Below are 26,016 nucleotides of genomic sequence, written 5' to 3'. Positions count from 1 at the left end.
TATGGAGTCATTGCAGGGATATTTATATTACACTGTAAGATTAATATTTTTCACCACTGCAGACTTCTTCAGTTGTAACGTCTTCTGGTGGTGCGTTGTTTTCAGGATGGAAGCCGTTTTTCTCCAGTAGTTCGGCTACCGTTCCATCATCAATCAGCTTTTGCAGTTCTTCATTGTACGCTTCACGCAGTTCATCATTATCCGGATGGAAAGCGGCAGCACCATAGCTTGGAATGCCTTCGATATCCGGCTGTTCAAAATCATCCACAAATTCAAGCTTATCGTTACCGGCAGACTCCAATGCCATTTTAACGGTCATCTCGGTACCGGTTGTTGCATCGGCACGGCCTGATTCAACAGCCGAGAACGTTCCAGGGATATCGGAAGCTTCCTGTATCTGGTCTTCAGACACACCCATTTCCTGTACATAGCCGATTTCAGTTGCTCCGGACATGATGGATACTGTGGCACCTGATTCGGCTATATCCGTATAGCTGTGCAGGTCCATCGGGTTGCCTTTCTGAACGATGAGTCCTTCGCCATAAAGCATTTCAGGTTCACCAAAGTCAACATTTTCACAACGGTCAGGGTTGATCGCCATACCTGATGTAATAACGTCAAATTTGCCTGCATTCAAACCAGGGATTAATTGGCTGTAATCTGATAAATGCCCCTCAACATTATCCACTCCCAGCTCGGCAAATACTGCGGTGGCTATATCAATTGCAGCACCTTTTAGTTCCCCATCCTCTCCTTGATAACCATATGGTTCCTCATTTGCAAATCCCACTGTAACTGTTCCTGATTCCTGAATTTCAGCGAGTGTTGAATCACCGCCTGATTCACCTTCATTTCCGCTATCTCCGTTGTCACTGCCGCTTGCATCATCAGAACCGCCTCCGCCGCATGCGGCCAGTACAAGTAAGAAGATACCGAAAATTGAAGTAACTAATAGTTTTTTCATCTCCTAAATGACCTCCCATAATTTTTTAAGTGAAATCGGGTTAACGTCCAGCAGTCATGACGATTAGCCCGCTCACTTTTTGATTCTCTTTATAAAATTGTCTGCCTTAAGTGAAGATAAGGCCTGAGTATTCGTGTTCAATGTCCCAGTAAAATTGCAAATACGCATTACTTTTTTACTAGTTATTGAACAGCAGGTAAGTGGGGAAACCTCTTGGAAACAGTCATACTATAATAGTATAAGGATTTATGGATCTGTTCAAATCTTGTATTTTTTGATAATTTGGAATAAAACCTTGAAATTTTAAATTATTTCTATTGAATTGAAATATACTATTAGATGCTTTAAAATAACTTGTATTTCTTGTATATGCTTAAAATTCGCCTTTATGACAGAAAATTCAAATAAAAATTTAATTCCGCTAGACTGGTGAGAATGAATAGCATAATATATGTTCGAAACCAGGAAATAGGTCACATATCGGCCAGTTCGGAAAAACATTGAAATATTCGTCGGGGTCAGTCCCGGGGCGGATGCGGTAACAAAAAAATAGTCGTATAATGCTATCAATTACAGATTATGGGGGGATTTTGATGGAGAAAGTGTTTGATGAAACCTGGGATCTTGATTCACTTTATCCGGGCGGGAAAGACTCAAGTGAACTGACTGGATTAATCACCAAGTTAAAGCATGACTTGAGCGTATTGCATGATAAAACAGCTATGGCCGATCCGGCAGATACTGATAGCTTGGCAGCATTATTCGAAGAGGTGCAGACGTTCCTGATTGAATCATTTGAACTTGATGAATACATAGTGTGTCTGTATGCTGTCAATGTGAATGATCCGGATGTGGCTCATCTGTCCGAAGAAAGTGATTTCTTAAAAACCGGTTTTGAGGACTTGAAGCTGGATATCGACCGTATCATCGGACAAATGCCAGAAGACGGGTGGCGTGAACTGCTGGAGCACGACGATGTGAAAGCATATCAATTTTACCTGCAGGAACGTAAACAAGCGATGGATGACAAACTGCCGATTGAAATGGAAAAGATGATCGGCACACTTTCGGTAAATGGCTTTAACGGCTGGGCAGATTATTATGAACAGATGATGGGTGATTTGCGCATTCCAATTGAGCAGGATGGGAAAACAGAAGAATTATCAGTCGGGCAGGCCATGAGCTACCTGTTCTCTTATAACCGCTCGACTCGAAGGAAGACTGCCAGCAGTGTTGTAAACGTTTCTGAAAAACACGCTGACGCTTTTGCGGCCATTTTAAACCGTATCAGCGGCTTCAGGCTTGATCTATACAGACAGCGCGGTTGGCGGCTTTTAAAAGAAGCCATGGAAGCAAACCGGATACAGGAAGAGACAGTACAGACAATGGTATCAGCCATTAAAGAAAACATGAGCATCGCGCAGTCCTTTTTTAGCCGAAAAGCTGAGCTGATGGGACTGAAAAAATTAAGCTGGTATGACACAAGCGTACCAAGCTTTACCTCTGAAAATGAACTGCCCTATCGTGAAGCAGCCGAAAAGATTATCACACAGTTTCATAATTTCAGTGAAAAACTTGGTGATTTTGCCGAGAAGGCGTTTCGTGAACGCTGGATTGAGGCGGAAAACCGGAAAGGGAAGATGCACGGCGGTTTTTGCGCCAATATGCCTGTTGCGAAAGAAAGCCGTATTTTTATGACGTATAATGGCAGCTATCAGGATGTCGTAACGATTGCCCACGAACTTGGCCATGCCTATCATAACCATATTTTGCATGATGAACCTGCATTTGCCCAAGAAGTCAGCACGAGTGTTGCGGAGACAGCGTCAACGTTTGCTGAAAACCTAGTATTGGATGCAGCCATCGAACATGCGGAATCTGACAAGAAAAAAATAGCATTGTTGGAAATGAAAATCATGAATGGACTGAAATATCAGGCAGAGATGCCGGCATTGTTTTTATTTGAGCAAAAGATGTATGAAAAAAGAAAGGATGGACCGCTTTCGGCAGGTGAAATCTCTGAGTTGATGGGCAGGGAAATGGAGCATCTTTATGGGGATCTGATTGATGAGTACAATCCGTTTACCTGGATGACGGTCTCACAGCTTTTTGATACCGAATTAGCATTCTATAATATACCGTATACGATCGGCTACTTGTTCAGCAATGGCATTTATATGCTGGCAAAAGAGCAGGGAGAAGTGTTCCCGGAGAAATATGATGCGTTATTGCGTGATACCGGAAGGATGACTGTTGAGGATTTGGCCTGGCACCATTTAGGCAGGGATATTAAAGAAAAAGCTTTTTGGGATGCATCTCTCCAGCCGGTTATCCTGGCAATCAATGAGTATTTGGAGTTAACCATGAAATATGTATAGTGAAAGGCCGCACCATTCAGTGCGGCCTTGTCGTATCAAGCGGATTTAAATTGGCTTCAATTTCTTTGCGCCTGTCTTCAAATAATGGCGGCAGTGCCAGTGATTCACCGAGACGATCGACATCTTCATCGGTTGCAAAGCCTGGCCCGTCTGTTGCCAATTCCGGATGGATCGTTCTGGTTGATCGTTTTTTTAACCAGGCACATACCTAAAATATCTGTATGGAAATGATAATTATTTTTTGCATTGGCTGTGATGGCGGATACGTGGTGAATACCTTTTAATTCCATACAAATGCCTCCTCCTTGATCGTATTTATTATCAATTCATATTATCTTAATTCAAAACTACGTATAGTATAAAACCGATTTAAATGTTGTGTACAGTTTATTGTTAAATATTGGTCTTGAAGATATCGTTTTCTGAATATATGATAAAACAGAAGGGAGGGGGATGTTTAGTGTACGTGCTCATGGTCAGTCTGATCGGCTATCTGTTTGGTTGTATTCATGGTTCACAGGTTATCGGGAAGTATAAGAAAATGGATATAAAGAATACAGGGGTAAAAAATTCCGGAGCATCCAATACAACGATATTATTAGGCTGGAAGTATGGCATTCTGGTTGCACTGATTGATATTTTTAAAGCAACACTATCGGTACTGCTAGTCTTATATATATTGGAAAGCCAGGGCATTACCGGACCGGCTCAAACACTGCTGGTGTATATTAATGCGTTATTTATTATTGTCGGGCATAATCACCCTGTCACCATGAAATTCAGCGGCGGCAAAGGGACTGCTTCATTAGTCGGTATATTGCTGGCAATTGACTGGCAGATAGCCGTCATAGGGATTGCTATTTTACTGTTATTTACATTAGCAACCGATTATTTGGTTGTTGGCGTATTATTCATGTATGTATCATTTTTGGTGACAACTTTTCTGTTCTTTGGAATCGAGCCGACGATGGTTGTTGTGTTATTATCGATAATGAGCATACTGAAACATATGGAGAACTATAAACGTATCATCAATAAGGAAGAAACCAAAATATCAAGTATGTTTCGGAAACAGTCATAGAAGTGCATGTTCAAAAAGAAAAGTATATAACCTTAGTTCTACTGCTTGTACGTCATTACCGGACTTTTTGAACGTATGCCGGAATTGGAGGCGGCCATGCTGGACATTATCGTTTGGATTATTATCATTGCATTAATTATCGCAAGCTTTGCAGGCGTTATTTTTCCGATTATTCCATCCCCATTAGTACTTTGGGTCGGTTTTCTGCTTTATCATTTTGTGATCAATGCGGATGAACTGACCTGGTTTTTCTGGACGGCGATGGCTGTATTGACCGCTATCCTGATTGTTGCGGATGTCATTGCCAACAGTTATTTTGTCAAAAAATACGGCGGCAGCAAGTGGGGGGAACGCGGTGCTGCCATTGCTGTCATCGTCGGCTCGTTTATCATACCGCCGTTTGGCATTCTGGTCATTCCATTTATCACCGTGCTTATTATTGAATTGACACAGGCAAAAACATTCGAGGAAGCTATCCGTGCTTCCATTGGATCATTAATCGGATTTCTTGGCGGGGCAGTCGCCAAGGTGGTTATCCAACTGGTTATGATTGTTTGGTTCTTCATCGTTATCATATTTTAACAGCAGAAAGGGTTTTACAGTATGAATCTACCATCACGCGCTATCACAATTGCCGGTTCAGCAGCTGGGGGGAGTGCCGGAATCCAGGCGGACCTGAAGACATTTCAGGAGCTGGATGTATACGGCATGAGTGTGGTGACGGCGATTGTTGCCCGTCACCCTGAAACAGACAAAAATGTGCATCTGCAGACAACCGAGGCAATTGAGGCACAATTTGTCACGGCTACCAGACAGGTTGGTATTGATGCACTCAAAACAGGGATGTTGTTTTCCGAAGAAATTATTGAAAAAGCAGCAGAATTGATTGCCAGCTCAGATGTAAAAATCAAAGTGGTTGATCCTGTCATGGTTGGTAAGCTTGATTCGAAGCTGCTCGCGGATGATGCCATCGATGTTTTAAAGGAAAGGCTCGTACCGATGGCGGATGTTATAACGCCGAATGTGCCTGAAGCGTCGTATCTTTTAGATGGACGAGCGTTGACGACAGTGGACGATATGAAGCAAGCCGCGATCGACCTACACGAACTGGGACCGCAGTATGTACTTGTCAAAGGCGGCAGATTGAAAGGCGAGGCAGTTGATGTGTTATATGATGGTGAAACGCTGACCGCGTTTGAGGCACCACGGATAGATACGGAAAATACAAGCGGAGCAGGCTGTACGTATTCAGCAGCGATTACCGCTTATATGGCGCAGGGGCATTCAGTTCCGGAAGCAGTTCATCTTGCTAAAAGCTTTGTGACAACCGCGATTGAATATGGTTTTACCTACACTGATATGGTCGGTCCGACGTATCATGCCGCACAACGAATGAAAGGTGAAGCACATAAGATTAAAGTGGAAAAACTTTGATTGATGGTGGCAGACGGCGATCCGTCAAAAACTTAAAGGGAGTGGGATGAATGGTAAAGCGAGCATTAATCAATGTCGATTATACGGTTGATTTTGTAGCGGATGAAGGAAAATTGACGTGCGGAAAGCCGGGACAGGCTATCGAGAAAAAGATCGTTTCAATTACGAAAGACTTCATTGCTGCCGGGGATTATGTCGTATTTGCGATCGATGCGCACGAGGAAGGGGATACCTTGCATCCGGAAACAGAACTTTTCCCGCCACACAATATCATTGGATCAGCGGGACAGGAGCTGTATGGTTCATTAGCTTCGGTTTATGCGGAAAATAAGGACAAAAACAATGTCTATTATTTTGACAAAACACGCTACAGTGCTTTCGCCGGTACAGATTTGGAGCTGAAGCTGCGTGAGCGCGGAATAGATGAACTCCATCTCGTCGGCGTTTGTACGGATATTTGCGTGTTGCACACCGCAGTTGATGCATATAACAAAGGGTTTAACATTGTTATTCATAAAGATGCAGTGGCCAGCTTTAATGCAGCAGGACATGACTGGGCGCTTGGCCATTTTAAAGATACACTTGGCGCAAAAGTTATCTAGACGCTGAGGAAAAGCCAGGCCGATTCCGGCCCTGGCTTTTCCGGTTGATAAATTCATTTTCCGGTTGATAAATTCATTTTCCGGTTGATATTGTACCAAGGCATCTTTCTTTTCAATTCCTGTCGTGTAAAATACCCATAAAAACGGTGAATGGGGGATGAACAATGGTTGGTCTCTTCAAGAAGAATACATTTGGTGATTACATAATCAGAAAGGCGGCAGCCAATGATGCGGAAACGGTTATCGGGATCTTGCGCGATGCGGCCGAGTGGCTGATTAATAAGGGTATTCACCAGTGGGATTTTTATTTAACTGATGAAGCCACATCGGAAGTAAGACAAGCGATTAAGGCTGGGACAACCTATCTGGTGACAGACAATGATCAGCCGGTCGTAACGTTCAATCTTTCTCAGCAGCAAAACGAACTTGATGCCAGTGTATGGGGCAATCAGGATGATGATGCGCTTTACCTGCATAGGCTGGCCATTGACAAAAACTATCGTCATCAGCAAATCGGAAAAAAGTTATTGGAATGGATACAGGAAAATTGTCAAGCTGGAAGCCATGTGCTCCGTCTGGATTGTGTAGCGGATAATCCAGGATTAAATCAGTTTTATGTGAATGCCGGATTCTCCTTTTCCGGGTACGCCAAGGCAATGGACATTCAGTTTTCCCGATATGAAAAACGATTGAATGTATGATTTCGGTCATCTGCATTGCCTTTTATGGATCTGGCTTGACTTTAATTGGACATCGTTTTATATTTAAACATACAATAGATGAAACGCTGATGAGGACTAGTATAGTTTGTATGACTTTAACAGAGAGGAAATGGTTGGTGAAAATTTCTAAAGACACAAACTGGAACCTGCCTCTGAGTTCGCCGTCGAAAGGTGTTTTGCCGGAAGACGAGCGCGGTTTTACGGCCGTTATGAAATGAAGTGTGCAGTCGTCTGAACGGCTGTCAACAAGGGTGGTACCACCAGACCTCGGTCCCTTTTTTTAGGACGGAGGCTTTTTTATTATAGAAAGTGCGTTTGAAAAGGAGAGTTTTCATTGGGTAAAAACAATAAACAATTTGTTGAAAAAATCACCGCCATGGAAGATGACTTTGCACAGTGGTATACAGACGTTGTTAAGCAGGCTGAGCTGGTCGATTATGGTGATGTCCGCGGAACGATGATCATCAAGCCATATGGATTCGCGATCTGGGAAAATATCCGCGACGAACTAGACCGGCGTTTCAAGGAGACAGGCCACACGAACGTCTATTTCCCATTGTTCATTCCGGAAAGCATGCTGCAAAAAGAAAAAGATCATATTGAAGGCTTTGCACCGGAAGTGGCCTGGGTAACGCGCGGTGGTGAAGAAGAACTGGAAGAGCGGATTTGTGTCCGCCCGACATCTGAGGTGCTTTTCGGCGAATATTATGCAAAAAATATTCATTCCTATCGCGATTTGCCGAAACTTTATAACCAGTGGAGCAACGTGGTGCGCTGGGAAAAAACGACACGGCCGTTCCTCCGTTCATTGGAATTTCTGTGGCAGGAAGGGCATACCGCTCATGCGACACAAGCGGATGCGGAAAAAGAGACAGCACAGATGCTGGATATTTATGCTGAAATCTGTGAGCACTACCTGGCCGTTCCTGTTCTGCGCGGGAAAAAGACCGAAAAAGAAAAATTTGCCGGTGCAGAATATACATTGACGATTGAAAGTCTGATGCATGATGGCAAAGCGTTACAATCCGGCACATCACACTATTTTGGAACCGGGTTTGCTGAAGCGTTTGACATTCGCTATCTGGATGAAAACGGTGAGCAGCAGCCGGTCCATCAGACATCATGGGGCATGTCCACCCGTATCATGGGGGCATTGATCATGGTGCATGGGGACAACCGTGGCCTGGTCATCCCGCCGCGCATTGCACCGACACAGGCAATGATTGTACCGGTCGCCCAGCATAAAGAGGGTGTTTTGGACAAGGCTTATGATTTGCGTGACCGTTTGCAGAATCTGGTCCGTGTTGATATTGATGGCAGTGATAAAAAGCCGGGCTGGAAATTTAATGAGTATGAAATGAAAGGCATTCCTGTCCGGATTGAGATGGGACCGAAAGATATTGAAAACGATCAGGTGGTGCTCGTTCGCCGCGATACGGGTAATAAAGAATTTGTACCATTGAGCGAACTGGAAGGGCGGCTGCCGGCGCTGCTTGAAGAGGTGCAGCAGAACCTGTATGACCAGGCGCTGACCCATCTTGAAGAAACGACTTCAACGGCCGTTAATATGGATGAATTTAAGCAAGCGTTGGAGGAGTCGCCGGGATTCATCAAGGCTATGTGGTGCGGCGATACTGAATGTGAGGAAAAAATTAAGGAAGAAACATCTGCCACATCCCGCTGCATTCCGTTTGAGCAGGAAAAAGTTTCGGATTCCTGTGTTTGCTGCGGCAGAGAAGCGAAAGAAATGGTTTACTGGGCACGGGCATATTAAAAATCGGACGCGGGCAGTCCGACTAAGCCAATAGCATGTGAAGTCGCAAAGTATTTCACATGCTATTGTATTTTTAAATAGTTTTTTCCTGATTTGTGATAACTCCCATAGTATGAAAGCAGGCATTATTCATCTTCATTGCAGTGGGTTATATCCCGAAAGACCTCCTGGAAAACCCATTCTGGTAAATCCTCAACCGATATTGACATATACTGAAACGCAGCAAGAAGTTTTCGCGAACTGAACGCCTTTCAATTTTTAACCTTAACTTTTTTCACTTTTACTTGTTAAGAATGCCAAATGAAAGGGCAATTGTTCGATCTCTTGCAATACCTCTTTCCCTTTGCTAAAGTAACGATAGAATTGAGGCGTTCGTTCTACATACATCTGGGAGGGAGAGGGCCAAACTTGCACCATCGTTATGGTACGATTGCCGTTGATCTGGCGAGACGTCTTCTTACATTAAGTGAAGGTGATCGAATGGATTCTATCGGCAAGCTTGCTGCCGAATTTAGTACAGGCCGTGGAACAATACAATCCGCACTAAAATTACTGGTTGATGAAGGCGCTTTGCAAGTGGAAAGTTTGGGGAAACGGGGGTACTTTATCAAAAGACTGGACCAATCCGTTTTACTTGAAAAAGCAGAATTAACAGCGATCATTGGAGCCATGCCGGTAGCCTATTCCACTCATTTTCAAGGCCTCGCTACAGGCTTGAACCAAACCTTCCAGCAGTCTGATATTCCGCTTATTCTAGCGATGTTACGTGGATCAAAGAACAGGGTTCATTTTTTAAAATCCGGTCGTTGTGATTTTATCATCATTTCAAGGCTTACTTGGGAGGGGATTCAACAAGACGAAGCGTTACGCCTTCTTTTTGCATTCGGGCCAGGCTCTAACATAGAGGGGCACGTTTTGATTATGGCTGAAAATAATGATGAAGATGAGATTACCGATGGGATGAGGGTCGGTATTGATTCCTCTTCAAACGATCATATGCGATTGACACTTCAAGAATGTGAAGGAAAATCTGTACAGTTCGTTGAAATGTCATACGGACAATCGTTGCAAAAGCTGCTGGCGGGAGAGATTGATGCTACCGTCTGGGACGCCGGAGCCGGACTTCATCGCCCGCCATCATCGTTAAAAGTGCTCCCGCTGATCCATAGCAATGGGGAATTGGATGCTAATACGGAAGCCGTTTTAGTCGTTCGGTCGGATAGCGGGGGATTGCAGGATCTTATTTCCCAAATTATCGATCCACAAAAAGTGGTCGATACGCAGCGAAAGGTTATCGCACGTGAAATCCAGCCGATATTTTAAAAAACCAGCTGAAGAACAAAAGCGCAAACTCCCGGTTAGCGACGTATAGGACTGCGCCTGCGCGTCCGCAGGTGGGTGGCGTTGCCGCGCATCTTGGCGGTTTTAGCCGATCTACCCCACTGCCGCAGGAGATAAGGAAACACGATGAGCGGAGCGAATCGATGTTGACTTATCGTACGGAGGTGAGGGAAGTCCACCAGTCGCTTGGCGCTGGAGCTGGACTTGGCAGACTTGGTAGTCCAATTATCCACAGCACTTTCATTTTATTATTCCCTAATTAAAAAGATGTTGGTTTTTTATGTCTATGATATACGATGCCGTTCAACATGATCGGCATAGTCGTTTATTTGACGCTCGATTTCCGCTTCATCCCACCCCAAAAATTGACCCATTATTTCTGCAGCTGTTTTTGCGGCCTCAAGACAATGGTCATTGCCAAAAAGGAAGCGTGCTGACCGGCGATCCATAAAATCGATCAGGCTTTGAGCCATTTCTTCTTCAACGGCTAGCCTAACCTCCCCCTTAATAGCGGGAGTGTTTTTGCTCAAGTTTTCCAGCCAGATGGGATCTTCATGCCCGTATCGGATTAAATCATGTATGGCTGAACCGTGGACTAAATGAGGTGCGATTGTTTTTAAAATTTTGCGTTCCCTTGCAGACTCTTTGACCATATGAACATTGCCGTTTACCAAATATCGAACTCCGCCATGGACTAACTTGGCTGAGCGACTGGATGTCCCAAACCCAAAATCTTCTTTCTCGACAAGTGCCACTTTTAAGCCCCTTAGTGCAGCATCTCTGGCCAGGCCAGCCCCTGTTATGCCACCACCAATAATCAGCATGTCAAACTCCCGGGCTGTCATTCTCTCAAGTGTTTGTATTCGGCCTTTTGGGCTAAAGATCTGAGTCATGTTGTCAACTCCTTTTGTATTCAGTTGCACTTAAAGCCCTAACAGCATCCACGGCTTTTTCCCACTGTTTGAAGCGTTCCTGCATTTCAGTGGCATGATCGCTTGGCGTAAAGATTTTTCCCCTTACTTTTGCCTGCTTGATTTCGTCTTCACTTGTCCAAAAACCGACTGCCAGTCCCGCGAGATAAGCAATTCCAAGCGATGTGACCTGATTTGTATTTGGGCGTTCAATGTTAATGTCAAGGATATCTGCTTGCATTTGCAGAAAAGCATCGTTCGCCGCCATGCCGCCATCGACCCGCAGTGTTTCCAATGCCGTAAACGGTGAAACTTCACGTAATGTTTCAACGACTTGTCGGGTACGGAAGGCGATTCCTTCCAGTACGGCCCTTGTGATATGCGCGCGGGTTGTTGACCTTGTAAGCCCCAATAAGGCTCCCTTGGTCTCCGGATCCATATAAGGTGTCCCAAGTCCTTGCAAGGCAGGGATAAAAAAGACACCACCATTATTAAAAGCGATTTCATTCAATTCAAGATTTTTTTCCACTGTCTCGAGGATATGAAGGTCTTTTACCAGGCTGACGGATGCACCCCCAGTGATAACCGTTCCTTCCAGGCAAAACTCATCTTGACCATCGAGACGCCATAAGGCCAGGGAATTAAGTTTCTCTGAATAGATCCATTCGTCTCCGGTATTGACATTGACCATGACAGAGGTACCATACGTTGCTTTTCCTGCGCCGGGCTCCCGGCATAAATGACCGAACATTGCCGCCTGCTGATCACCTGCTACGGCAGCAACTGGAATTTCCGCACCGAACTCTTCCTGTAAGGTGGTACCATATACGTGACTGGAAGGTACAATGGTCGCAAGTTTCTCGGCGGGCATTCCGATCAGCTGAGCAACTTCCGGACTCCACTCGCCTATAGGAGGAAGCCACATCATTGTTGTGACAGCGTTTGAAGGGTCTGTCACAAAAGCTTCGCCTCCTGTCAAATTCCCAAACCAGCCAACTATCCAGTGTCCCGATCAGCACATCACCCTTTTCAATACTCTCTCTTGTATGGGGTACATGATCGAGTAACCATTCAAATTTTGTATAGGCGGAAATGGTGCTTACTTCCATGCCAATCAGATCACTAAGCTCTTTACATCTGTCACGTGTCCGTAAATCCTGCCATACGAGAGCGTTGTACACTGGTCTGCCGGTTGCTTTATGCCATGCAACAACGGTAGCGCGCTGGCCGGTGACACCGATGGCTGCAATATCTTTAGGTGAAATCCCGGGCTTCTTTAACGTTTGTGACATGAGATCTTTAATGACATGCCAGATTTCCAGCGGGTCATGCTCCAATAACCCTGGTTCCGGTGTCATCTGTGTAAACTCGCTGTAGGTAGAGGCAACTTCGCGGCTATGGTAGTCGTAAAGAATTGTCCGGATACCGGATGTTCCGGCATCAATAGCAAGAATATATTGATTGCGCATCTTTTTCCTCTCCTTCGTTTACAGGTAAAAGTGTTCCAATGTTCATGATTCCTTGCGGGTCCATACTTCGTTTCAATTTTTTCAACATGGTATAAGAACTGCCCAATTCTTGAGGAATCCATGGAGCACGCAGCTTTCCGATGCCATGATGATGACAGATTGTCCCATTGTTTTCCAGGGTAATCTCCATGACTTTCTTCCAAATAGATTGGTAGACACGCTCCACCCCTTCAGGATCTTGTGGTGGATGGGCCCCAAGAATAAAATAGAGATTGGTTCCCTGTGGATAGCTGTGAGAGGAATGTCCGGTCACAAGCAACAGTTCCGGCACTTCTTTTTTTAGCCGTTCCGTCACCTGTTCATAAATCGTTCCAATATCACTCCAGTTAGCAGCAATCTCAATTGTATCAACGATAATTCCCTGATTGGTAAATTCATGTAATTCATCGGTATTGTTTCGATGCTCAAGCCATGACTCGACAGGCTCTGGTCCAAGTGAACGACCCCTGCCATCACGAATGATCTTATCGAGCGCCTTTCCTTCCGCTTGGGCATACATTTTAGGTCCTTCCGAGAGAATAAGCAAAATCGATTCGCCCTCATTCAAAAATTTGGAATAGCTTTTGGCGGCTTCTAAGCGATCATGGAGCCGAACAACGGCAGGATTCCAGCCTTCCCTCATGAATGTCTGGATGATGTGTAATCCTTCGCGCATATTCTTGATTCCATAAGCGCACATCCAGCGGTCTGCCGGTTTGGGAAAAATTTTGATGGTGATTTCCGTAATGATCCCCATCGTTCCTTCCGATCCGATAAGCAATTGGCGCAGATCAGGTCCTGCAGAGCGGCGGGGAACGTTTTTGATTCGGATAATGTCTCCAGACGGCATTACCGCTTCAAACCCAACAACCAAATTTTCGATATTTCCATATTTCGTGCTGAATTGTCCGGAACTTCTCGTGGCGACCAACCCGCCGATTTGTGCCAGGTCAATGGATTGCGGGTAATGTCCGCTTATGTAACCGTGTTGATTAAGATAATCCTCCAGTTACGGTGGACAATGCCAGGTTTTGTTGTAACGGTCAAATTTTCTTCATCAAGTTCGACGATATCGCACATGCTGCCCATATCGATCATAATGCTTTCATGACTTGGCTGGGCAGCCCCATTGACCCCTGAACCCCCCATATGGAACTGCGGCAACAGCTCTTTCATTTAAGAATTGGAGCAACGTTGCAACTTCGTTTGTGCTTTTCGGTTGAACGACGCATAAAGGTTGTTCCATTGTTGTACCGACAGCTTTTTGGACCAGTTTTAACGGCCACGTGTCAGTTGCACGCTTTGCAAGCAAATCAGGATCCTGGTGAACACGGTCATCACCAAGTAAATCTTTGAGCTCACCTATAATATCAATCGTCATAATTTTGTACCCCTTTAGAATTGTACCTATCTTTTTGTACAGATTACTGTACAAAATGTTGTTTGTCAATACACGCTTGTGTTAAAATAAATAATATTAAAACTTTTGAAAAGATTGGAGTTGTAATAATGGGGGACACGTATTTTCTGACAGGTTATCCAGGTTTTCTGGCGGGTAGTCTGGTAAAACAGCTTGTTCATGATCATCGCGAAACGATTGATCATATCTATATGCTCGCTTTGCCCAATCTCCTGGATCAAGCCACAGAAGAAATTACGAACTATGCCAGAAAACACGAAATCGATCCCAGTATTTTCACAGTTATAGGCGGTGACATTACTAAGCCTGACCTGGCAATCAACGCGGATGAGAATCGTATGTTACGAGATACAGTTACACATGTATTTCATTTGGCTGCAATTTATGATCTGGCGGTTCCGAAGAATATTGCCTATAAAGTTAATGTCATTGGGACACAACAAGTCAATCATTGGGTGCAAACATTACAAAAACTTGTGCGCTATATTTACTTCAGTACTGCTTACGTATCTGGAACTCGCGAAGGACGCATTTATGAACATGAGCTTGCTGAAGGGCAGACTTTCCGCAATCATTACGAACATACAAAATTTGAGGCTGAACTGCTTGTGGATGCTCTCAAACAATCCGTTCCAACAACGATTATCCGTCCTGGTGTTGTAAAAGGTGATTCAAAAACCGGTGAAACAATCAAATTTGATGGCCTCTATTTCATGTTGAATTACCTTGATAGGATAGGTTTTACCCCTGTACTCCCATACTTTGGTGAAGGTGAACCAGAAGGGAATTTCGTCCCAAGTGATTACATTTTAAAAGCAACCAGTTACTTAGGCCTCGCTCCGATTGGTGAGGGAAAAACATATCATCTAACTGATCCGAAGCCATATACCATGAGGAAATTACAGAAGTTGCTGGCAGAGCACTATTTAGGAAAATCACCTAAAGGTAAGGTTCCTGTGTCATTGATTAAAGCAATGATGGAGCTGAAGCCCATTCGCAAATGGTTCCATGTGGAAAAAGAAGTGATGGACTATTTTCTTATTCATTCATCATACGATTGTACGCAAGCGCTTACAGACCTACGAGGATCAGGAATCAGCTGCCCCGACTTAAAAGACACGCTTCCATCAATGATTAACTTTTACCGGAAATATAAGGATGATCAGAGGAAACAAATTCAAATAAGATAAGAACAAAGACGAGGTTTAAAAATTAATACAGCAAGCGAAACTGACCCGCGATATCATGTCACAGTGGTCTGTTTCTTTTTTAACTGGTAAACTTGAAAAGTACTGAGCAAATATTTGTGGAGCAGGTATTTGCTTAATGATCAGAAAATTTTCACCGCCTATTTTCCCTGAAAACGAATAGCTGCCCCGTCAAATGGTGGGACAGCTTTCTTATTCTTGCAGCACCGCTTCAATATCCTGTTCAATATTATCAGGCTTTGTTTGTGGTGCATAGCGTTTGAGCACATTTCCATTCCGATCGACCAGAAATTTAGTGAAGTTCCATTTAATTTGTCGGGTTACGATCCCTTTGGCTTGCTCTGTTAAATAGGTGAACAGCGGATGTGCATTCTCCCCTTTGACATCAATTTTGCTGAACATGGGAAAGGTAACGCCATAATTACCCCGGCAAAAGCCGGCGATTTCGTCATCCGAACCCGGATCCTGGCTGTTAAATTGGTTGCAGGGGAATCCCAGTATGACGAACCCATCATCCTTATGGGTATCATATAATTTTTGCAAACCATCAAATTGCGGAGTGAATCCACATTCACTGGCAGTATTAACAATCATCAGGACATTTCCCTTATAATCAGCAAGTGATTTTTCTTCTCCATCGATTGTTTTGGCTGAGAATTGATAAATACTAATGACGAGTGCCCCCTTTTTGACTAAACCGTAACAATTTCACCAAATATTGTCAAAAATTGAGTAATTGATTATACTGAAATCTTTAATACAGTATTTATGAATAAATGATATTTGAAAAGAGTGCGGGGCCGTATTTTAAACGTTCGAAAAACTTAGCTTATCACCAAGCAGTTGTTGGACTTATGCAGTATATTTTTTCATACAAAAAAAACCGGCAAATGCTGCCGATTCTTTTCCAGCTAAATGATTAAGCTTCCTGTTTTGCCCGGTTTTCTTCTTCGATAACCGCAAGTCTGCGGTTGATTTCTTCCTGGGATAAGTTGTGTTCCCGGACGTACAGGTTGTCCCGGCTTACCCGGCATTCATGGGTACAGCCGCGCATATATTTATGCTCGTTTTCCTCCGAACAGATGATTTGTTTGTTGCATGACGGGTTTGCACAGTTGACATAGCGTTCGCATGGTTTCCCGTCAAAATAATCCCTTCCGACCACGACATGTTCTTTTTGGTTAATCGGAACCGAGATGCGCTGATCGAATACATAACATTTTCCGTCCCAAAGTTCACCCTGCACCTCGGGGTCCTTTCCGTACGTTACTATGCCGCCTTCAAGCTGGTTGACATCTTCAATGCCTTCATCCATCAGCCATCCGGTGAATTTTTCACAGCGAATACCACCGGTGCAGTAGGTTAGAACTTTTTTATCTTTCAGTTTGTCTTTATTTTCACGGATCCAGTTCGGCAGTTCGCGGAATGTTTCAATATCAGGCTTGATCGCCCCGCGAAAGTGTCCGAGATCGTATTCATAATCATTTCGGGCATCCAGAATCACTGTTTCTTCATCCTGCATGGCCTCATAAAATTCTTTCGGCGAGAGGAATTTGGCTGTTTTTTCCAATGGGCTGACAGCTTCATCCTCATTCAGCTTTAGGCTGACAATTTCCGGACGATGTCGCACATGCATTTTTTTAAAGGCATGGCGGTCATGTTTATCAATTTTAAACGTCATGTCAGCAAAACGCGGATCCTGGTGCATGGTTTCCATGTATTTTTCCGTCTGTTCCACTGTGCCGGAAACTGTACCATTCAGTCCTTCATGTGCTACGAGAATCCGTCCTTTGAGCCCAAGATCCTGACAGAATGCCAGGTGCTCCTCCGAAAATGTCACCGGGTCATCGATCGGGACGAATTTATAATAAAGTAAAACCCGGTAATCCTGTTTGTCTTCCATTTTAATACCACCTACCATTTATATTTGCAAGATATAAATGTAAATCGATATTTATACCTTATTAATCCTAACAAAACGTTATTATATCACGTGTTTCGGTTCACTTCCAGTTTTCTAGAATTAATTAAAAAATGTCATTTGTCAACATTTTGTCTACATTTATTCTAAAATGGTGTTTCTTCCCTTACTTTTGTCATCAGCTGATTAAACTTTTTAGCTGTTTTTTTCTTTTGGCCTTTAGTTGTATGTGCATATATTTTTTCAAGTGTTTTTATTTCCCTATGACCTAGACGTTCAGCAATATCCCGCAAAGGTATACCAGCTTCAATACATAATGAAGCGTGAGTATGGCGCATTGAATGTGGGCTTAGTTTTATCGGGTGTTTCATTTTTTTTAAAATGGTTCGCATATGTTCATATATTACCTGAGGTGATATCGGATAGCCAGGATGACTATTAGTATTTATAAAAATAAATCCCTGGTCCTTATATTGCTTTCTGTTTTCCATTAGAAATTGGTTTTGCCAAGATCGATGTTTTTTCAATTGGGTAAGCACAAATTCATCTATATCAATGATTCGTTCGGATTCTGGTGTTTTAGGTGGGCCTAATTTCACATCATTACCTGCTTTAGTGTTACCGTAGTTAAAAGTTTTAGTTATTGACACGGTTTGATCTTCAAAATCAATATCGTTCCATTTTAACACCGCCAATTCACCACGTCTTAAACCTGTATATGCCAACATTAAGAATATAATATAGTCCTGTGGATGGTAAGGATATCTGGACTTGGCTGTTTGTAGAAAGGTAGCCAAATCTTCTTTTTCGAGAAATTTTTCTTCATCTTTCAAAGGACCACCATTTTCGATCGGACTGTCAGACTGCAAAAACCTCATATCCACGTTTTCCGTTGGGTTAGTTTTAATGACCTTTCTTTCATAACACGCGAATTTAAAAATTAAACTGGCCGTAGAGTGAATAGACTTAATTGTATTTGCGGCCAATCCTTCATTGTACAATTCATGTAAAGTATCAACGTAATATGGTTTAGTTATTTTTCTCATCATAGCGAACTTGAAATGTTCATTCAATTTTTTGACTGATGTTTCTCTGCTTTGAAGTGTTTCTCCTCTTACATATTTAGAATAGTATTTAAACCAAATTGGAACAAACTCGCCAAAGGTTATATTAGATTCTTCAACAAAAGTGCCTTCATTTACTTTTTTGTCTATTTCAGCTGCAGCAAGTTGTGCAGCTTTTTTTGTTTTGAAACCACCTCTGGTTTGTTGTTTGCGCTTTCCCGTTACAGGATCGATGCCTATCTCAACGGTATACTGCCACGTTTTTCCTCGTTTTCGGAATGAAGCCAAGTTTATCACCTCACTCAAATGATATAAATAACAGTTGTATTTTTGGACTATTAAATGAATACATTTTGTTTAATTAAAATTATCTATAATAATTTTCCATTTTGCTATTTATTTTTTCGCGTAGAATTAATCCCTCAATTTGCTTTTCGTAATGATTCAATCGCTTAGCAGCAAAGTTGTGTGTGACATGAAATGTTGAAGCAATCGAAGTAATTGCTTGATTCCTTTCACTTAACACTAGTTCTCGTAACATAAAAGTGGGGACGGCAAAATGCAGCGCAAAGTTATCGGCTTGTGACTCTTGCAATAGCCGAAATGATTCTGTCATGAATAGCTGTACTCCTGAATGATAAAGTATGTGAGCTAATTCATGCGAAAACACTTCTTTTCTTTTTTCTAATGGTATTGCGGGATCTAAATATATACACCCACGAGAGACAAAAGGTGGTTTGCGAAAATAATATAATTGAATGCCAAGCCTTTGAGCGATATCCTCAATCGAATGGTCTGGGTCCACTATCCCCATTTTCAAATACAATTCTTCCACTGTGTCCTCTATTAAAGTTGATACGTAATTCATAACATCCTCCTAATTGAGAACATATGTTCTGTTAAAGTGTATAAAAAAGGATGTACAATTGTTTGTACACCTATATTATTAATAATGAAAGATTAAACAACGAAGAAGTCGCTTACTGATATCAATCTGTCTTATTTTTGTCCCCTTTATAGACCAATTTTATTTATCATTTTTTTTCTCATTTCTTTTTCTAGCTTTATAAGTAATATATTCAAAGTGATTGCGCAGTTCTTCAACATCTTCAGGAGTGAGGTTTTTCCAATCATCAATATTATGGAAAAACATGTCTTCTATTCCATATTCATCCACTATTTTTTTAATTTCAGCTAAAGAGTCAAATTCTTTCGATGACTTTGGTGTATCAGTCCGTCCTAAAAGGTAGTCGGTATCAACATCAAAAAAACTTGATAATTTATCTAAAGTGGAGAAATCAGGCTCGCGAGTACCACTTTCATATTTAGCAATAGTTGAATACGAAACCTCAACTTTACTCGCTAATTCCTCTCTGCTCATATTATTACTGTTTCTAAGATTTTTTAGTCTATCACTAAATTTCATAATGAGACCTCCGATAAATATATTTTATACTATTTGTCCAATAAATAAAATATGTTTGGACAAAATGGGTAAAAGTTGTTGACATTGTACGTAACGTCCATTACAATGTAATTAGTTAGACAATACGTCCAAAAAGGAGGTGTGAAGATGCGAACAAATTTAAGAGATAGTAGGTTAAATCAAGGCTATAAAGATGTGGTAGAAATCGCTAATAGTGTAGGCATATCTACATCCTATTACTACAAAATTGAACAAGGTAAAAGGAACCCTGGTATTGATCTAGCTAAAAGAATTGCAGATGTACTTAATCATACAGTTGATGAACTTTTTTTTGATCAAGGTCTGGACAGAATGTCCAAGATAAAAGAGGAGGTTGTTTGAATTGTTTGAAACGACGCTAAAACCCCAGCCAGAATTTGAAAATAAGATGTACGACATGATATACCAAATTGCTGAAAAAGCTCAGCAAGACCGGGATCAATTGAATGAGTTCCCATATTTGCTAAGTAAATCTCAATTGGCAAAACAAGTATTCAATGTGAGTACACAAACATTAGATGCGCATATCGTTAGAAGGTCTGACTTTCCAAAAATTAATATCGGCGATCGTGTTCTATACCCAAAGGATGAAGTCATCAGTTGGATTAAAGATCATATCAGTATCACAAATGATATTGCTTCCGAAAGAAAAATAGTTAGTTTGTAAATCTACCATAACGAGATTTCGTGTATTAAAAGCAAAACAAATATATACAAAAATGAGGAGAGAAAACATGAAAATAGGTAAGTCCCTTAAAAAGGTTAGAGAAAGAAAGGAGTATAGCCAGGAAAATATTGCAAATATAATTCATGTTAGTAAACAACTGGTATCGCATTTAGAAAATGATAGAAGGAGTATGACGGAGGATCTAGCAAAGCAAAGTGTTAGCGTGTTAAGTGATGCACAATATGGGTTTGAAGTTGCACGGGAAACTGCAGAGGGTTACATTGCTCCCCTTATAATGAGTGGTGAAGCAATTGAATGGCATAGGTTAGCATTGCAACATGTCTTTGTAAACCAAGTAACAGAAACTATTGAACGCTTTGAAAAATTTAGTCTTGTGCAGCCACCTGAATTTGTTGGCGATAAAGAATTGGAGGGAGTCAGGGAAAGAGCTAAAGAATTGTTGGATATACAAATGATTGTTGACTCATTTCTAACTTGCTTGGAACAGGAATATAACATTTCTGTTCAAGAATGCATGGACAGTAGGTTACAAACTTGGAAGAAGAAGGGGTGGATTAATTAATATTCTCTTTTGGTTAGGAATACCTTCCAAAAAATGAAAAGGGGGGGCAACAATGCGAGAACTAAAATGGATAAAGTTAGATATATCAATGTTTGAGGATGAAAAAATAAAATTGATAGAACAAATGCCAGAAGCAGATACGATTCTAATAATCTGGGTAAAACTTCTGGCACAAGCAGGAAAGACCAATGCAAATGGCTATATTTATCTAAATGAAAATATTCCATACACGGAAGAGATGCTCGCTACGATATTCGGTAGACCAGTTAATACCGTTCGACTTGCATTAAAGACTTTATGTGATTTTGGAATGATTCACATAGACGAAGATTCCTTTATTCACATTGCAAATTGGGAAAAACACCAAAATGTTGAAGGGATGGAGCGTGTTCGTAATCAAACAAGAAAACGAGTTCAAAGGCATAGAGAAAGGCAGAAAAGAAAGCAATTAGAAAACAAAGATGTGGCTTCTGAAAACGTAACGTTACATGAAACGCTACCTAACGCAACAGAAGAAGAACAAGAACAAGAACAAGAGAGAAGAAAGAAGAAAGAAGACAAAGAACAAGAACAACCACAGACGTCAGTAATTATTCAATTTTGGGATAGTAACGGATTCGGGTTAAATAACATTCAAGGAAAAAACCAGTTGTTGTCGTGGTTGGATGATTCTTCATTTACACAGCCAGAAAAAATTATTGTTAAGGCAATGGAGATAGCCTGTGCCAATAATAAAAGACAATTAAATTACGTTGAGGGGATTCTACGAAACTGGGAAAATCAATCGTTATTGACGTTGGAAGAAATCGAAAACAACAAAAAGGAAAAGAAGAAGCAATCCGCTGCGAATGATGGTTATCATTATGGGTTTTAGGAGGATTTCCTGATGGAGAGTATTAAACAGCGTATAAAAAGTCCGGAACAAAAACTGCTTCAAATGTTTGTGTGTGATGGTTGCAACCAGCATGTAACACAAACAGAATTAATTATTCCTTCTGGACCGCGTGAAGGGGAGCGCGTTATAGCCAATTACGGATGCAGATGTGAAGATATCAAGCTGGCAAAGGCAGCTAAGCAAAAATACAATCAGCTCAAACATCGTAACCGGATGGATCGATTTAATTATTATTCACTGATAAATGACTCATTGAAAGAAGCAACCTTCGATAACTTTGATGCATATGACAGCAACTTAAAACGGGCTAAAGAAAAGGCATTGGCGTATAGTCATTCATTTGATCGAAAACAGAACCTTTTATTGACAGGCGATTATGGAACAGGCAAAAGTCATCTATCGGTTTCGATAACTAAAGCATTGATGACAAGAGAGTATGAATGCTTATTTCTCTCTCTTCCCAAACTGCTTACTAAAGTTAAGGGGACCTACAACACAAAAGGCGTCACAGAAGAAGAACTGTTAAACGTTATTCAACGTGTAGACTTATTGGTGCTGGATGATATTGGCGCCGAACAAAAAACAGAATGGTCCACATCTAAACTATTCGAAATACTGGATGATCGCTCTGGCAAGGCAACCGTTTATACGACCAATTTAAGCAGTGATGAACTTAAAGAACGGGTGAGTGAACGGAACTTCTCAAGAATGATGGATAATACAAATGTCATTGTTATAAATGGCTCAGATTATAGAAGGAGGGCGTTTTAATATGTGGCAAGGCATGAAAAGTGTGATGGTGTTTGACCCGAAGGATAGTCAAGTGGAGACCGACAGAAAGTGGCGAGAATGGATGGAGCATAAAAGCTCCGTTGGTGACAAATATGTACCAACGGCAGCTGAAACAAGAAAATACCTTAATGAACTGGAAAACAGAAAGCAACGATACGCCTAAATATCCACCTTTCTGATTTTCATTAAGATATCTTTCATTATACCATTGTTAGTTAATATGCGACAACGTTTAATAGATGGCCTTGACTGAGGAGGACTAATAATATGCAAGTCATTAATAGAATCGGAGAAAGAAAGATCGTGATTGAAGCTGGTTATTCTGAAGCCCATCTTATTTCTGAGGCATTAACGATGTACCGTTTATGGCTGCAGACGTTACATGGTCGGAACAGTGAAGAAGAAATGTTGGTAGGGACGTTAAGGCATACAATTATGAATCCAACGGTGGAACGTGTAACGACATGTAAGGAAGATGACAATGAGTGAGCAAATGATACAGCAATTAAACGTTTATGAATACCTGGGTAAAGGGTGTGACCCTCTCTACAATGTCATTTGCCATATGCAACAAGGGTACTCCGAGTATATTCCAGATATAAAGGTGACACTCACAAAAAATCAGCATGGCCTATACGAAATGGCTTCTGAATCGAATCATGAATGCTATTCAAATAAAGAGGATTTATATGATTGTGTCAGTAAGATTATAAATAACAGCTTATTAAGGGGGATATCAGATGTCGCAAGTTGTTCAAGCGTATATGGAACAAGAATGGAATTATTATGATATGAACTTGGCTAAAGCTTTGGAAGCTGTCGAACAAGACGATTTGGAACACGCCTCAATGTATTTTCAACGGATATCATGGGCATTACATTCATTGGCTAAGTATGATAAGGGGAATTCAAATAAATCATCAATATCTAAGGTGTAAGAAAGGGTGAATCATTTCATGCAATTCAGCACGGATGTTGAGAACATGTTCACACAAGAGGAAATTGAAGAGATTTTAAAAGACGAACAGAATTTCTATATCGAGCATGCTGAAAAAAACTGGTTAAACCGGTATTTTAAAATTAAAGCAATGGCTAACGAAACGATAGTACCAAGCATTATTTCTTCTATATCCGATATGCCACATGGTTCCAGCAATTTCAAAAAAAGCAAAACGGAAATGTATGCTTTAAAAACAATACAAGCATCTGAATGGTTAGATATATTGCATTTAACCATTGATTCATTAAGCCCGATTGAACAAGAGTTGATTGAATTGAAATATTTGCGTAGACGGAATGACGGTTCTCGATATAGTGATGAGGTTATTTATCCGCAGCTATTTGTCGGCAAAACAAGGTATTATGAAATCAAGAAAGAAGCATTGGAAATACTCGGACGTCATCTATACGGTGTATTTGCTGAAAGGGGATTTTCTTGATGTTGTCAGTTGCTCATTCAATCAAAAAATCATTGCTTATCATATTATTCGTTATGTTCTTTGTTGCTTTTTCAACATTCTGTGGCATTGTTTTTTTGGCAGTCCTACAGTGGTTTATGCATACCGACATTTATTTGAACATGGTTTATTCCGGAGAGTTTTGGTTATGGGTGCTGGGTATTCCATTTATTATTATTTTCCTCATGACATGCGCGAAACTATAATCTCATGCGTATAGTTTAAAATTCTATAGAAAAGGTGTTGATCACCCTTTTGGACTTGATTGTCTAAAAGGGTGTTCTAGGTTAGAAAAAAATATTTAATAAGAAATTCGTTCACGCAAAAGGATTTTAATATTTTATGTCGAATTTTACTCTTATAAGGGAATCACAAGGGGAAATTTGTATGCAAACTGAATTCATGAAGCAAGCTTATGGATTAGTGTATGAAATAGAGAATTGTTTGAGACGATACATTGAGCAAACCATGCAAAAAGAATATGGAGTTGGTTGGTTTATTGAAGGTCCACTTGTGATGAAATATAAGCCTTATAATAAAAACTATAACACTTTTCATTTTCATGAACTCGTATCAATGTTGAGAGGTTACCCCTGTTTTGTTGAAATCACCGATACTATTTATTATGAATTGACACAGACAGTTGAGATAAGGAATAAAGTGGCACATTCCCAGGATATTAGCGATAAAGAAATGGTTTTACTGCAAAGAGTTCATAAAATTGTTATGGAGCAAGTTTTACTGAAATTGTCCACGTAATATTATTCTTAATTAAATTCATTGTCTACACTTTATTTTTTTATGTTATAATACGAACAAACGTTTGTGTTATGGAGGTTTTTAAAATGAGTGAGGTCAATGATAGAGGAACAAAAAAGTGGACAGCTATGATGATGCCGGAACATGAAGAGATGCTGCAGCAAATGTGGAAAGAACAAGAATATAAACAGAAGCCGATTCTCGATGAACAAGAGCAGTTTGAACTCAATACTAGGTTACAACTTGCCTTACAAAACGATCTTACAGTTGAAGTTGAATATTACGATCATAATTCACATGACTCTCGAAAAATAAAGGGAAAGTTGTTGTTAGCCGATACACTGGCTAATACTTTGAAATTTGACAACGGCGAAAATACGGCTGTTTCGTTTGATGATGTTTTGGAAGTGCTGATTGATTAATGTAATGAGAAACAAGACTTAACGTTTTTGTTTTGCCCAAGTATTTCAAGTTTTATGTTAGTATTAATATTGAATTTTCTTTCAAGTTTCTTCCAACAACAGTCCTTGTCCAGCTAAAAGAAATCATTTAGCCTGTTCAATTAACGGGCCATTTAGTGGAATAAGGTATATAAAATGATTTTTGACTTTTTATAACAAGCCAGATATAATATATATTGTAAATTAAATTCGTTTTGAGGAGGATTATTAAAAAATGACACACGCTATGAGACTACGATTCCCAACTTTGAACCAGTAATTAAATACGTTCAAAGCCTCTGTTTGTGAAACAGAGTAAACGGGATTAGTCTGTCCTTTTTTAATAATCTTCATTGCATACATGAAAAAGTCATCCATCTAATACGAACAGTTTTTCCACTTACTTTATTAATTATAGTGGTGTTCGTACTACCTATGAGAGATAAAAATATGTAATGTGTAGAAAGGCAGCTTCTTCTGCCTTTCTTTTTTTGTCAAATAATCATCACCTTGCTTTACTCTACGCCAAAGGTAGGTTTATTTGTTGACGGATTGATTAACAGTCCCCTAATGGAATAAGGATAGGTCTCTTTCCCTTTACTCTCAAGTCACAAGCAGATGCTTGTGATT

Annotated in this window: 32 protein-coding genes, 3 pseudogenes and 1 other annotated feature; of the genes and pseudogenes, 21 read left to right on the top strand and 14 right to left on the bottom strand. The window is 41.0% G+C overall.

Translation table 11 applies throughout. The features are described from left to right. Nucleotides 1-40: 40 nt before the first annotated feature. Nucleotides 41-964, bottom strand: coding sequence for an ectoine/hydroxyectoine ABC transporter substrate-binding protein EhuB (gene ehuB, locus VK080_RS03815; RefSeq protein ID WP_324223453.1), 924 nt, complete (start codon nt 962-964; stop codon nt 41-43). A gap of 593 nt (nt 965-1,557) precedes the next feature. Here ehuB and VK080_RS03810 point away from each other — a divergent pair. Beyond that, the gene (locus VK080_RS03810; protein WP_324223452.1) at nt 1,558-3,342 is read left to right on the top strand and encodes a M3 family oligoendopeptidase; all 1,785 of its coding nucleotides are present in this window, start codon (nt 1,558-1,560) and stop codon (nt 3,340-3,342) included. Nucleotides 3,343-3,358: 16 nt separating this feature from the next. Here the strand turns inward: VK080_RS03810 and VK080_RS03805 are convergent. Both VK080_RS03805 and VK080_RS16005 read right to left on the bottom strand, forming a co-directional pair. Then, a pseudogene (locus VK080_RS03805) lies at nt 3,359-3,505 on the bottom strand (ring-cleaving dioxygenase); the annotation flags it as partial. A gap of 1 nt (nt 3,506) precedes the next feature. Further along, a pseudogene (locus VK080_RS16005) lies at nt 3,507-3,632 on the bottom strand (ring-cleaving dioxygenase); the annotation flags it as partial. A 182-nt stretch (nt 3,633-3,814) separates the two neighbouring features. Here VK080_RS16005 and VK080_RS03800 point away from each other — a divergent pair. The 7 genes from VK080_RS03800 to yhfZ all read left to right on the top strand — a co-directional run bounded on the left by VK080_RS03800 (nt 3,815) and on the right by yhfZ (nt 10,278). Beyond that, nucleotides 3,815-4,423: a glycerol-3-phosphate acyltransferase gene (locus VK080_RS03800; RefSeq protein ID WP_414672210.1), complete on the top strand. Its 609-nt coding sequence runs from the start codon at nt 3,815-3,817 to the stop codon at nt 4,421-4,423. Nucleotides 4,424-4,519: 96 nt separating this feature from the next. Continuing rightward, nucleotides 4,520-5,005 (top strand): DUF456 domain-containing protein, encoded by a 486-nt coding sequence (locus VK080_RS03795; RefSeq protein WP_324223450.1) that lies wholly within the window; start codon nt 4,520-4,522, stop codon nt 5,003-5,005. 21 nt (nt 5,006-5,026) lie between these two features. Continuing rightward, nucleotides 5,027-5,857: a bifunctional hydroxymethylpyrimidine kinase/phosphomethylpyrimidine kinase gene (gene thiD, locus VK080_RS03790; protein WP_324223449.1), complete on the top strand. Its 831-nt coding sequence runs from the start codon at nt 5,027-5,029 to the stop codon at nt 5,855-5,857. Between the two features lie 50 nt (nt 5,858-5,907). After that, nucleotides 5,908-6,459, top strand: a complete 552-nt coding sequence (locus VK080_RS03785) for an isochorismatase family cysteine hydrolase (RefSeq protein ID WP_324223448.1) — start codon at nt 5,908-5,910, stop codon at nt 6,457-6,459. Between the two features lie 164 nt (nt 6,460-6,623). After that, nucleotides 6,624-7,160 (top strand): GNAT family N-acetyltransferase, encoded by a 537-nt coding sequence (locus VK080_RS03780; protein ID WP_324223447.1) that lies wholly within the window; start codon nt 6,624-6,626, stop codon nt 7,158-7,160. A 77-nt stretch (nt 7,161-7,237) separates the two neighbouring features. Continuing rightward, nucleotides 7,238-7,460: a binding site (T-box leader), on the top strand. A gap of 55 nt (nt 7,461-7,515) precedes the next feature. Continuing rightward, on the top strand, nt 7,516-8,955 hold the full coding sequence (gene proS / locus VK080_RS03775) for a proline--tRNA ligase (protein ID WP_324223446.1): 1,440 nt from the start codon (nt 7,516-7,518) through the stop codon (nt 8,953-8,955). Nucleotides 8,956-9,363: 408 nt separating this feature from the next. Further along, nucleotides 9,364-10,278, top strand: coding sequence for a GntR family transcriptional regulator YhfZ (gene yhfZ, locus VK080_RS03770; protein ID WP_324223445.1), 915 nt, complete (start codon nt 9,364-9,366; stop codon nt 10,276-10,278). A gap of 302 nt (nt 10,279-10,580) precedes the next feature. On the opposite strand, the gene VK080_RS03765 is transcribed toward yhfZ, so the two are convergent. The 6 genes and pseudogenes from VK080_RS03765 to VK080_RS03745 form a co-directional block, all read right to left on the bottom strand. After that, nucleotides 10,581-11,189, bottom strand: coding sequence for an FAD-dependent oxidoreductase (locus VK080_RS03765; RefSeq protein ID WP_324223444.1), 609 nt, complete (start codon nt 11,187-11,189; stop codon nt 10,581-10,583). Nucleotides 11,190-11,193: 4 nt separating this feature from the next. Beyond that, nucleotides 11,194-12,132 carry an FGGY family carbohydrate kinase gene (locus VK080_RS03760; RefSeq protein WP_324223464.1) on the bottom strand — a complete coding sequence of 313 codons (939 nt, stop codon included), beginning with the start codon at nt 12,130-12,132 and terminating at the stop codon, nt 11,194-11,196. 118 nt (nt 12,133-12,250) lie between these two features. Further along, nucleotides 12,251-12,676, bottom strand: a pseudogene (locus tag VK080_RS03755) (FGGY family carbohydrate kinase); the annotation flags it as partial. Continuing rightward, nucleotides 12,648-13,724: an FAD-binding oxidoreductase gene (locus tag VK080_RS03750; RefSeq protein WP_324223463.1), complete on the bottom strand. Its 1,077-nt coding sequence runs from the start codon at nt 13,722-13,724 to the stop codon at nt 12,648-12,650. The pseudogene VK080_RS03755 and the gene VK080_RS03750, both read right to left, overlap by 29 nt. After that, nucleotides 13,691-13,804, bottom strand: a complete 114-nt coding sequence (locus VK080_RS16000; protein WP_414672209.1) for a hypothetical protein — start codon at nt 13,802-13,804, stop codon at nt 13,691-13,693. Before VK080_RS16000 ends, VK080_RS03750 begins: the two co-directional genes overlap by 34 nt. 16 nt (nt 13,805-13,820) lie before the next feature. Continuing rightward, nucleotides 13,821-14,096, bottom strand: coding sequence for a hypothetical protein (locus tag VK080_RS03745; RefSeq protein ID WP_324223443.1), 276 nt, complete (start codon nt 14,094-14,096; stop codon nt 13,821-13,823). Nucleotides 14,097-14,224: 128 nt separating this feature from the next. Here VK080_RS03745 and VK080_RS03740 point away from each other — a divergent pair, with 128 nt between their 5' ends. Next, a complete protein-coding gene (locus VK080_RS03740; RefSeq protein WP_324223442.1) occupies nt 14,225-15,325 on the top strand; it encodes an SDR family oxidoreductase in 1,101 nt (366 codons plus the stop codon). Between the two features lie 210 nt (nt 15,326-15,535). On the opposite strand, the gene VK080_RS03735 is transcribed toward VK080_RS03740, so the two are convergent. The 5 genes from VK080_RS03735 to VK080_RS03715 all read right to left on the bottom strand — a co-directional run bounded on the left by VK080_RS03735 (nt 15,536) and on the right by VK080_RS03715 (nt 19,754). Beyond that, nucleotides 15,536-16,015 (bottom strand): glutathione peroxidase, encoded by a 480-nt coding sequence (locus VK080_RS03735; protein WP_324223462.1) that lies wholly within the window; start codon nt 16,013-16,015, stop codon nt 15,536-15,538. A gap of 247 nt (nt 16,016-16,262) precedes the next feature. Further along, nucleotides 16,263-17,246 (bottom strand): rhodanese-related sulfurtransferase, encoded by a 984-nt coding sequence (locus VK080_RS03730; RefSeq protein WP_324223441.1) that lies wholly within the window; start codon nt 17,244-17,246, stop codon nt 16,263-16,265. A gap of 164 nt (nt 17,247-17,410) precedes the next feature. Next, on the bottom strand, nt 17,411-18,616 hold the full coding sequence (locus tag VK080_RS03725; RefSeq protein ID WP_324223440.1) for a site-specific integrase: 1,206 nt from the start codon (nt 18,614-18,616) through the stop codon (nt 17,411-17,413). Between the two features lie 79 nt (nt 18,617-18,695). Further along, nucleotides 18,696-19,196 carry an ImmA/IrrE family metallo-endopeptidase gene (locus VK080_RS03720; protein ID WP_090087812.1) on the bottom strand — a complete coding sequence of 167 codons (501 nt, stop codon included), beginning with the start codon at nt 19,194-19,196 and terminating at the stop codon, nt 18,696-18,698. Between the two features lie 159 nt (nt 19,197-19,355). After that, nucleotides 19,356-19,754: a helix-turn-helix domain-containing protein gene (locus tag VK080_RS03715; RefSeq protein WP_324223439.1), complete on the bottom strand. Its 399-nt coding sequence runs from the start codon at nt 19,752-19,754 to the stop codon at nt 19,356-19,358. Between the two features lie 147 nt (nt 19,755-19,901). Here VK080_RS03715 and VK080_RS03710 point away from each other — a divergent pair, with 147 nt between their 5' ends. The 12 genes from VK080_RS03710 to VK080_RS15995 all read left to right on the top strand — a co-directional run bounded on the left by VK080_RS03710 (nt 19,902) and on the right by VK080_RS15995 (nt 25,666). Then, nucleotides 19,902-20,135, top strand: coding sequence for a helix-turn-helix transcriptional regulator (locus VK080_RS03710; RefSeq protein ID WP_324223438.1), 234 nt, complete (start codon nt 19,902-19,904; stop codon nt 20,133-20,135). Nucleotide 20,136: 1 nt separating this feature from the next. Next, nucleotides 20,137-20,460, top strand: coding sequence for a helix-turn-helix transcriptional regulator (locus VK080_RS03705; protein WP_090087806.1), 324 nt, complete (start codon nt 20,137-20,139; stop codon nt 20,458-20,460). A gap of 67 nt (nt 20,461-20,527) precedes the next feature. Next, nucleotides 20,528-21,043 (top strand): helix-turn-helix transcriptional regulator, encoded by a 516-nt coding sequence (locus VK080_RS03700; RefSeq protein ID WP_090087804.1) that lies wholly within the window; start codon nt 20,528-20,530, stop codon nt 21,041-21,043. Between the two features lie 52 nt (nt 21,044-21,095). Then, nucleotides 21,096-21,917, top strand: a complete 822-nt coding sequence (locus VK080_RS03695; protein WP_324223437.1) for a phage replisome organizer N-terminal domain-containing protein — start codon at nt 21,096-21,098, stop codon at nt 21,915-21,917. Nucleotides 21,918-21,929: 12 nt separating this feature from the next. Then, nucleotides 21,930-22,709, top strand: coding sequence for an ATP-binding protein (locus VK080_RS03690; RefSeq protein ID WP_324223436.1), 780 nt, complete (start codon nt 21,930-21,932; stop codon nt 22,707-22,709). 1 nt (nt 22,710) lies between these two features. After that, on the top strand, nt 22,711-22,893 hold the full coding sequence (locus tag VK080_RS03685; protein ID WP_090087797.1) for a hypothetical protein: 183 nt from the start codon (nt 22,711-22,713) through the stop codon (nt 22,891-22,893). Nucleotides 22,894-22,997: 104 nt separating this feature from the next. Further along, nucleotides 22,998-23,219, top strand: coding sequence for a hypothetical protein (locus tag VK080_RS03680; RefSeq protein WP_100285614.1), 222 nt, complete (start codon nt 22,998-23,000; stop codon nt 23,217-23,219). A 251-nt stretch (nt 23,220-23,470) separates the two neighbouring features. Beyond that, nucleotides 23,471-23,668, top strand: coding sequence for a hypothetical protein (locus tag VK080_RS03675; RefSeq protein ID WP_324223435.1), 198 nt, complete (start codon nt 23,471-23,473; stop codon nt 23,666-23,668). An 18-nt stretch (nt 23,669-23,686) separates the two neighbouring features. Next, on the top strand, nt 23,687-24,169 hold the full coding sequence (locus VK080_RS03670; protein WP_324223434.1) for an ArpU family phage packaging/lysis transcriptional regulator: 483 nt from the start codon (nt 23,687-23,689) through the stop codon (nt 24,167-24,169). A 405-nt stretch (nt 24,170-24,574) separates the two neighbouring features. Then, a complete protein-coding gene (locus VK080_RS03665) occupies nt 24,575-24,946 on the top strand; it encodes a Swt1 family HEPN domain-containing protein (protein WP_324223433.1) in 372 nt (123 codons plus the stop codon). Between the two features lie 86 nt (nt 24,947-25,032). Further along, entirely contained in the window at nt 25,033-25,368 is a 336-nt protein-coding gene (locus tag VK080_RS03660) for a YolD-like family protein (protein ID WP_324223432.1), read from the top strand. A 253-nt stretch (nt 25,369-25,621) separates the two neighbouring features. Further along, nucleotides 25,622-25,666 carry an erythromycin resistance leader peptide gene (locus tag VK080_RS15995; protein ID WP_142301762.1) on the top strand — a complete coding sequence of 15 codons (45 nt, stop codon included), beginning with the start codon at nt 25,622-25,624 and terminating at the stop codon, nt 25,664-25,666. Nucleotides 25,667-26,016: the final 350 nt, after the last annotated feature.

Source organism: Lentibacillus sp., assembly GCF_035301925.1.
Taxonomy (GTDB): Bacteria; Bacillota; Bacilli; order Bacillales; family Amphibacillaceae; genus Lentibacillus.
This window is presented reverse-complemented; position numbering and strand designations above follow the sequence as displayed.

Coding starts and splice junctions, on each gene's coding strand:
- VK080_RS03695 (WP_324223437.1), top strand. CDS start 21,096: ATGCGAGAACTAAAATGGATAAAGTTAGATATATCAATGTTTGAGGAT.
- thiD (WP_324223449.1), top strand. CDS start 5,027: ATGAATCTACCATCACGCGCTATCACAATTGCCGGTTCAGCAGCTGGG.
- VK080_RS03760 (WP_324223464.1), bottom strand. CDS start 12,132: ATGTGGCTTCCTCCTATAGGCGAGTGGAGTCCGGAAGTTGCTCAGCTG.
- VK080_RS03665 (WP_324223433.1), top strand. CDS start 24,575: ATGCAAACTGAATTCATGAAGCAAGCTTATGGATTAGTGTATGAAATA.
- VK080_RS03670 (WP_324223434.1), top strand. CDS start 23,687: ATGCAATTCAGCACGGATGTTGAGAACATGTTCACACAAGAGGAAATT.
- VK080_RS03715 (WP_324223439.1), bottom strand. CDS start 19,754: ATGAAATTTAGTGATAGACTAAAAAATCTTAGAAACAGTAATAATATG.
- VK080_RS03810 (WP_324223452.1), top strand. CDS start 1,558: ATGGAGAAAGTGTTTGATGAAACCTGGGATCTTGATTCACTTTATCCG.
- VK080_RS03660 (WP_324223432.1), top strand. CDS start 25,033: ATGAGTGAGGTCAATGATAGAGGAACAAAAAAGTGGACAGCTATGATG.
- VK080_RS03745 (WP_324223443.1), bottom strand. CDS start 14,096: ATGACGATTGATATTATAGGTGAGCTCAAAGATTTACTTGGTGATGAC.
- VK080_RS03795 (WP_324223450.1), top strand. CDS start 4,520: ATGCTGGACATTATCGTTTGGATTATTATCATTGCATTAATTATCGCA.
- VK080_RS03700 (WP_090087804.1), top strand. CDS start 20,528: ATGAAAATAGGTAAGTCCCTTAAAAAGGTTAGAGAAAGAAAGGAGTAT.
- ehuB (WP_324223453.1), bottom strand. CDS start 964: ATGAAAAAACTATTAGTTACTTCAATTTTCGGTATCTTCTTACTTGTA.
- VK080_RS03690 (WP_324223436.1), top strand. CDS start 21,930: ATGGAGAGTATTAAACAGCGTATAAAAAGTCCGGAACAAAAACTGCTT.
- VK080_RS03710 (WP_324223438.1), top strand. CDS start 19,902: ATGCGAACAAATTTAAGAGATAGTAGGTTAAATCAAGGCTATAAAGAT.
- VK080_RS03780 (WP_324223447.1), top strand. CDS start 6,624: ATGGTTGGTCTCTTCAAGAAGAATACATTTGGTGATTACATAATCAGA.
- VK080_RS03685 (WP_090087797.1), top strand. CDS start 22,711: ATGTGGCAAGGCATGAAAAGTGTGATGGTGTTTGACCCGAAGGATAGT.
- VK080_RS03800 (WP_414672210.1), top strand. CDS start 3,815: ATGGTCAGTCTGATCGGCTATCTGTTTGGTTGTATTCATGGTTCACAG.
- VK080_RS03675 (WP_324223435.1), top strand. CDS start 23,471: ATGTCGCAAGTTGTTCAAGCGTATATGGAACAAGAATGGAATTATTAT.
- VK080_RS03740 (WP_324223442.1), top strand. CDS start 14,225: ATGGGGGACACGTATTTTCTGACAGGTTATCCAGGTTTTCTGGCGGGT.
- VK080_RS03730 (WP_324223441.1), bottom strand. CDS start 17,246: ATGGAAGACAAACAGGATTACCGGGTTTTACTTTATTATAAATTCGTC.
- VK080_RS03785 (WP_324223448.1), top strand. CDS start 5,908: ATGGTAAAGCGAGCATTAATCAATGTCGATTATACGGTTGATTTTGTA.
- VK080_RS03680 (WP_100285614.1), top strand. CDS start 22,998: ATGCAAGTCATTAATAGAATCGGAGAAAGAAAGATCGTGATTGAAGCT.
- VK080_RS03765 (WP_324223444.1), bottom strand. CDS start 11,189: ATGACTCAGATCTTTAGCCCAAAAGGCCGAATACAAACACTTGAGAGA.
- VK080_RS03720 (WP_090087812.1), bottom strand. CDS start 19,196: ATGAATTACGTATCAACTTTAATAGAGGACACAGTGGAAGAATTGTAT.
- VK080_RS16000 (WP_414672209.1), bottom strand. CDS start 13,804: ATGGGCAGCATGTGCGATATCGTCGAACTTGATGAAGAAAATTTGACC.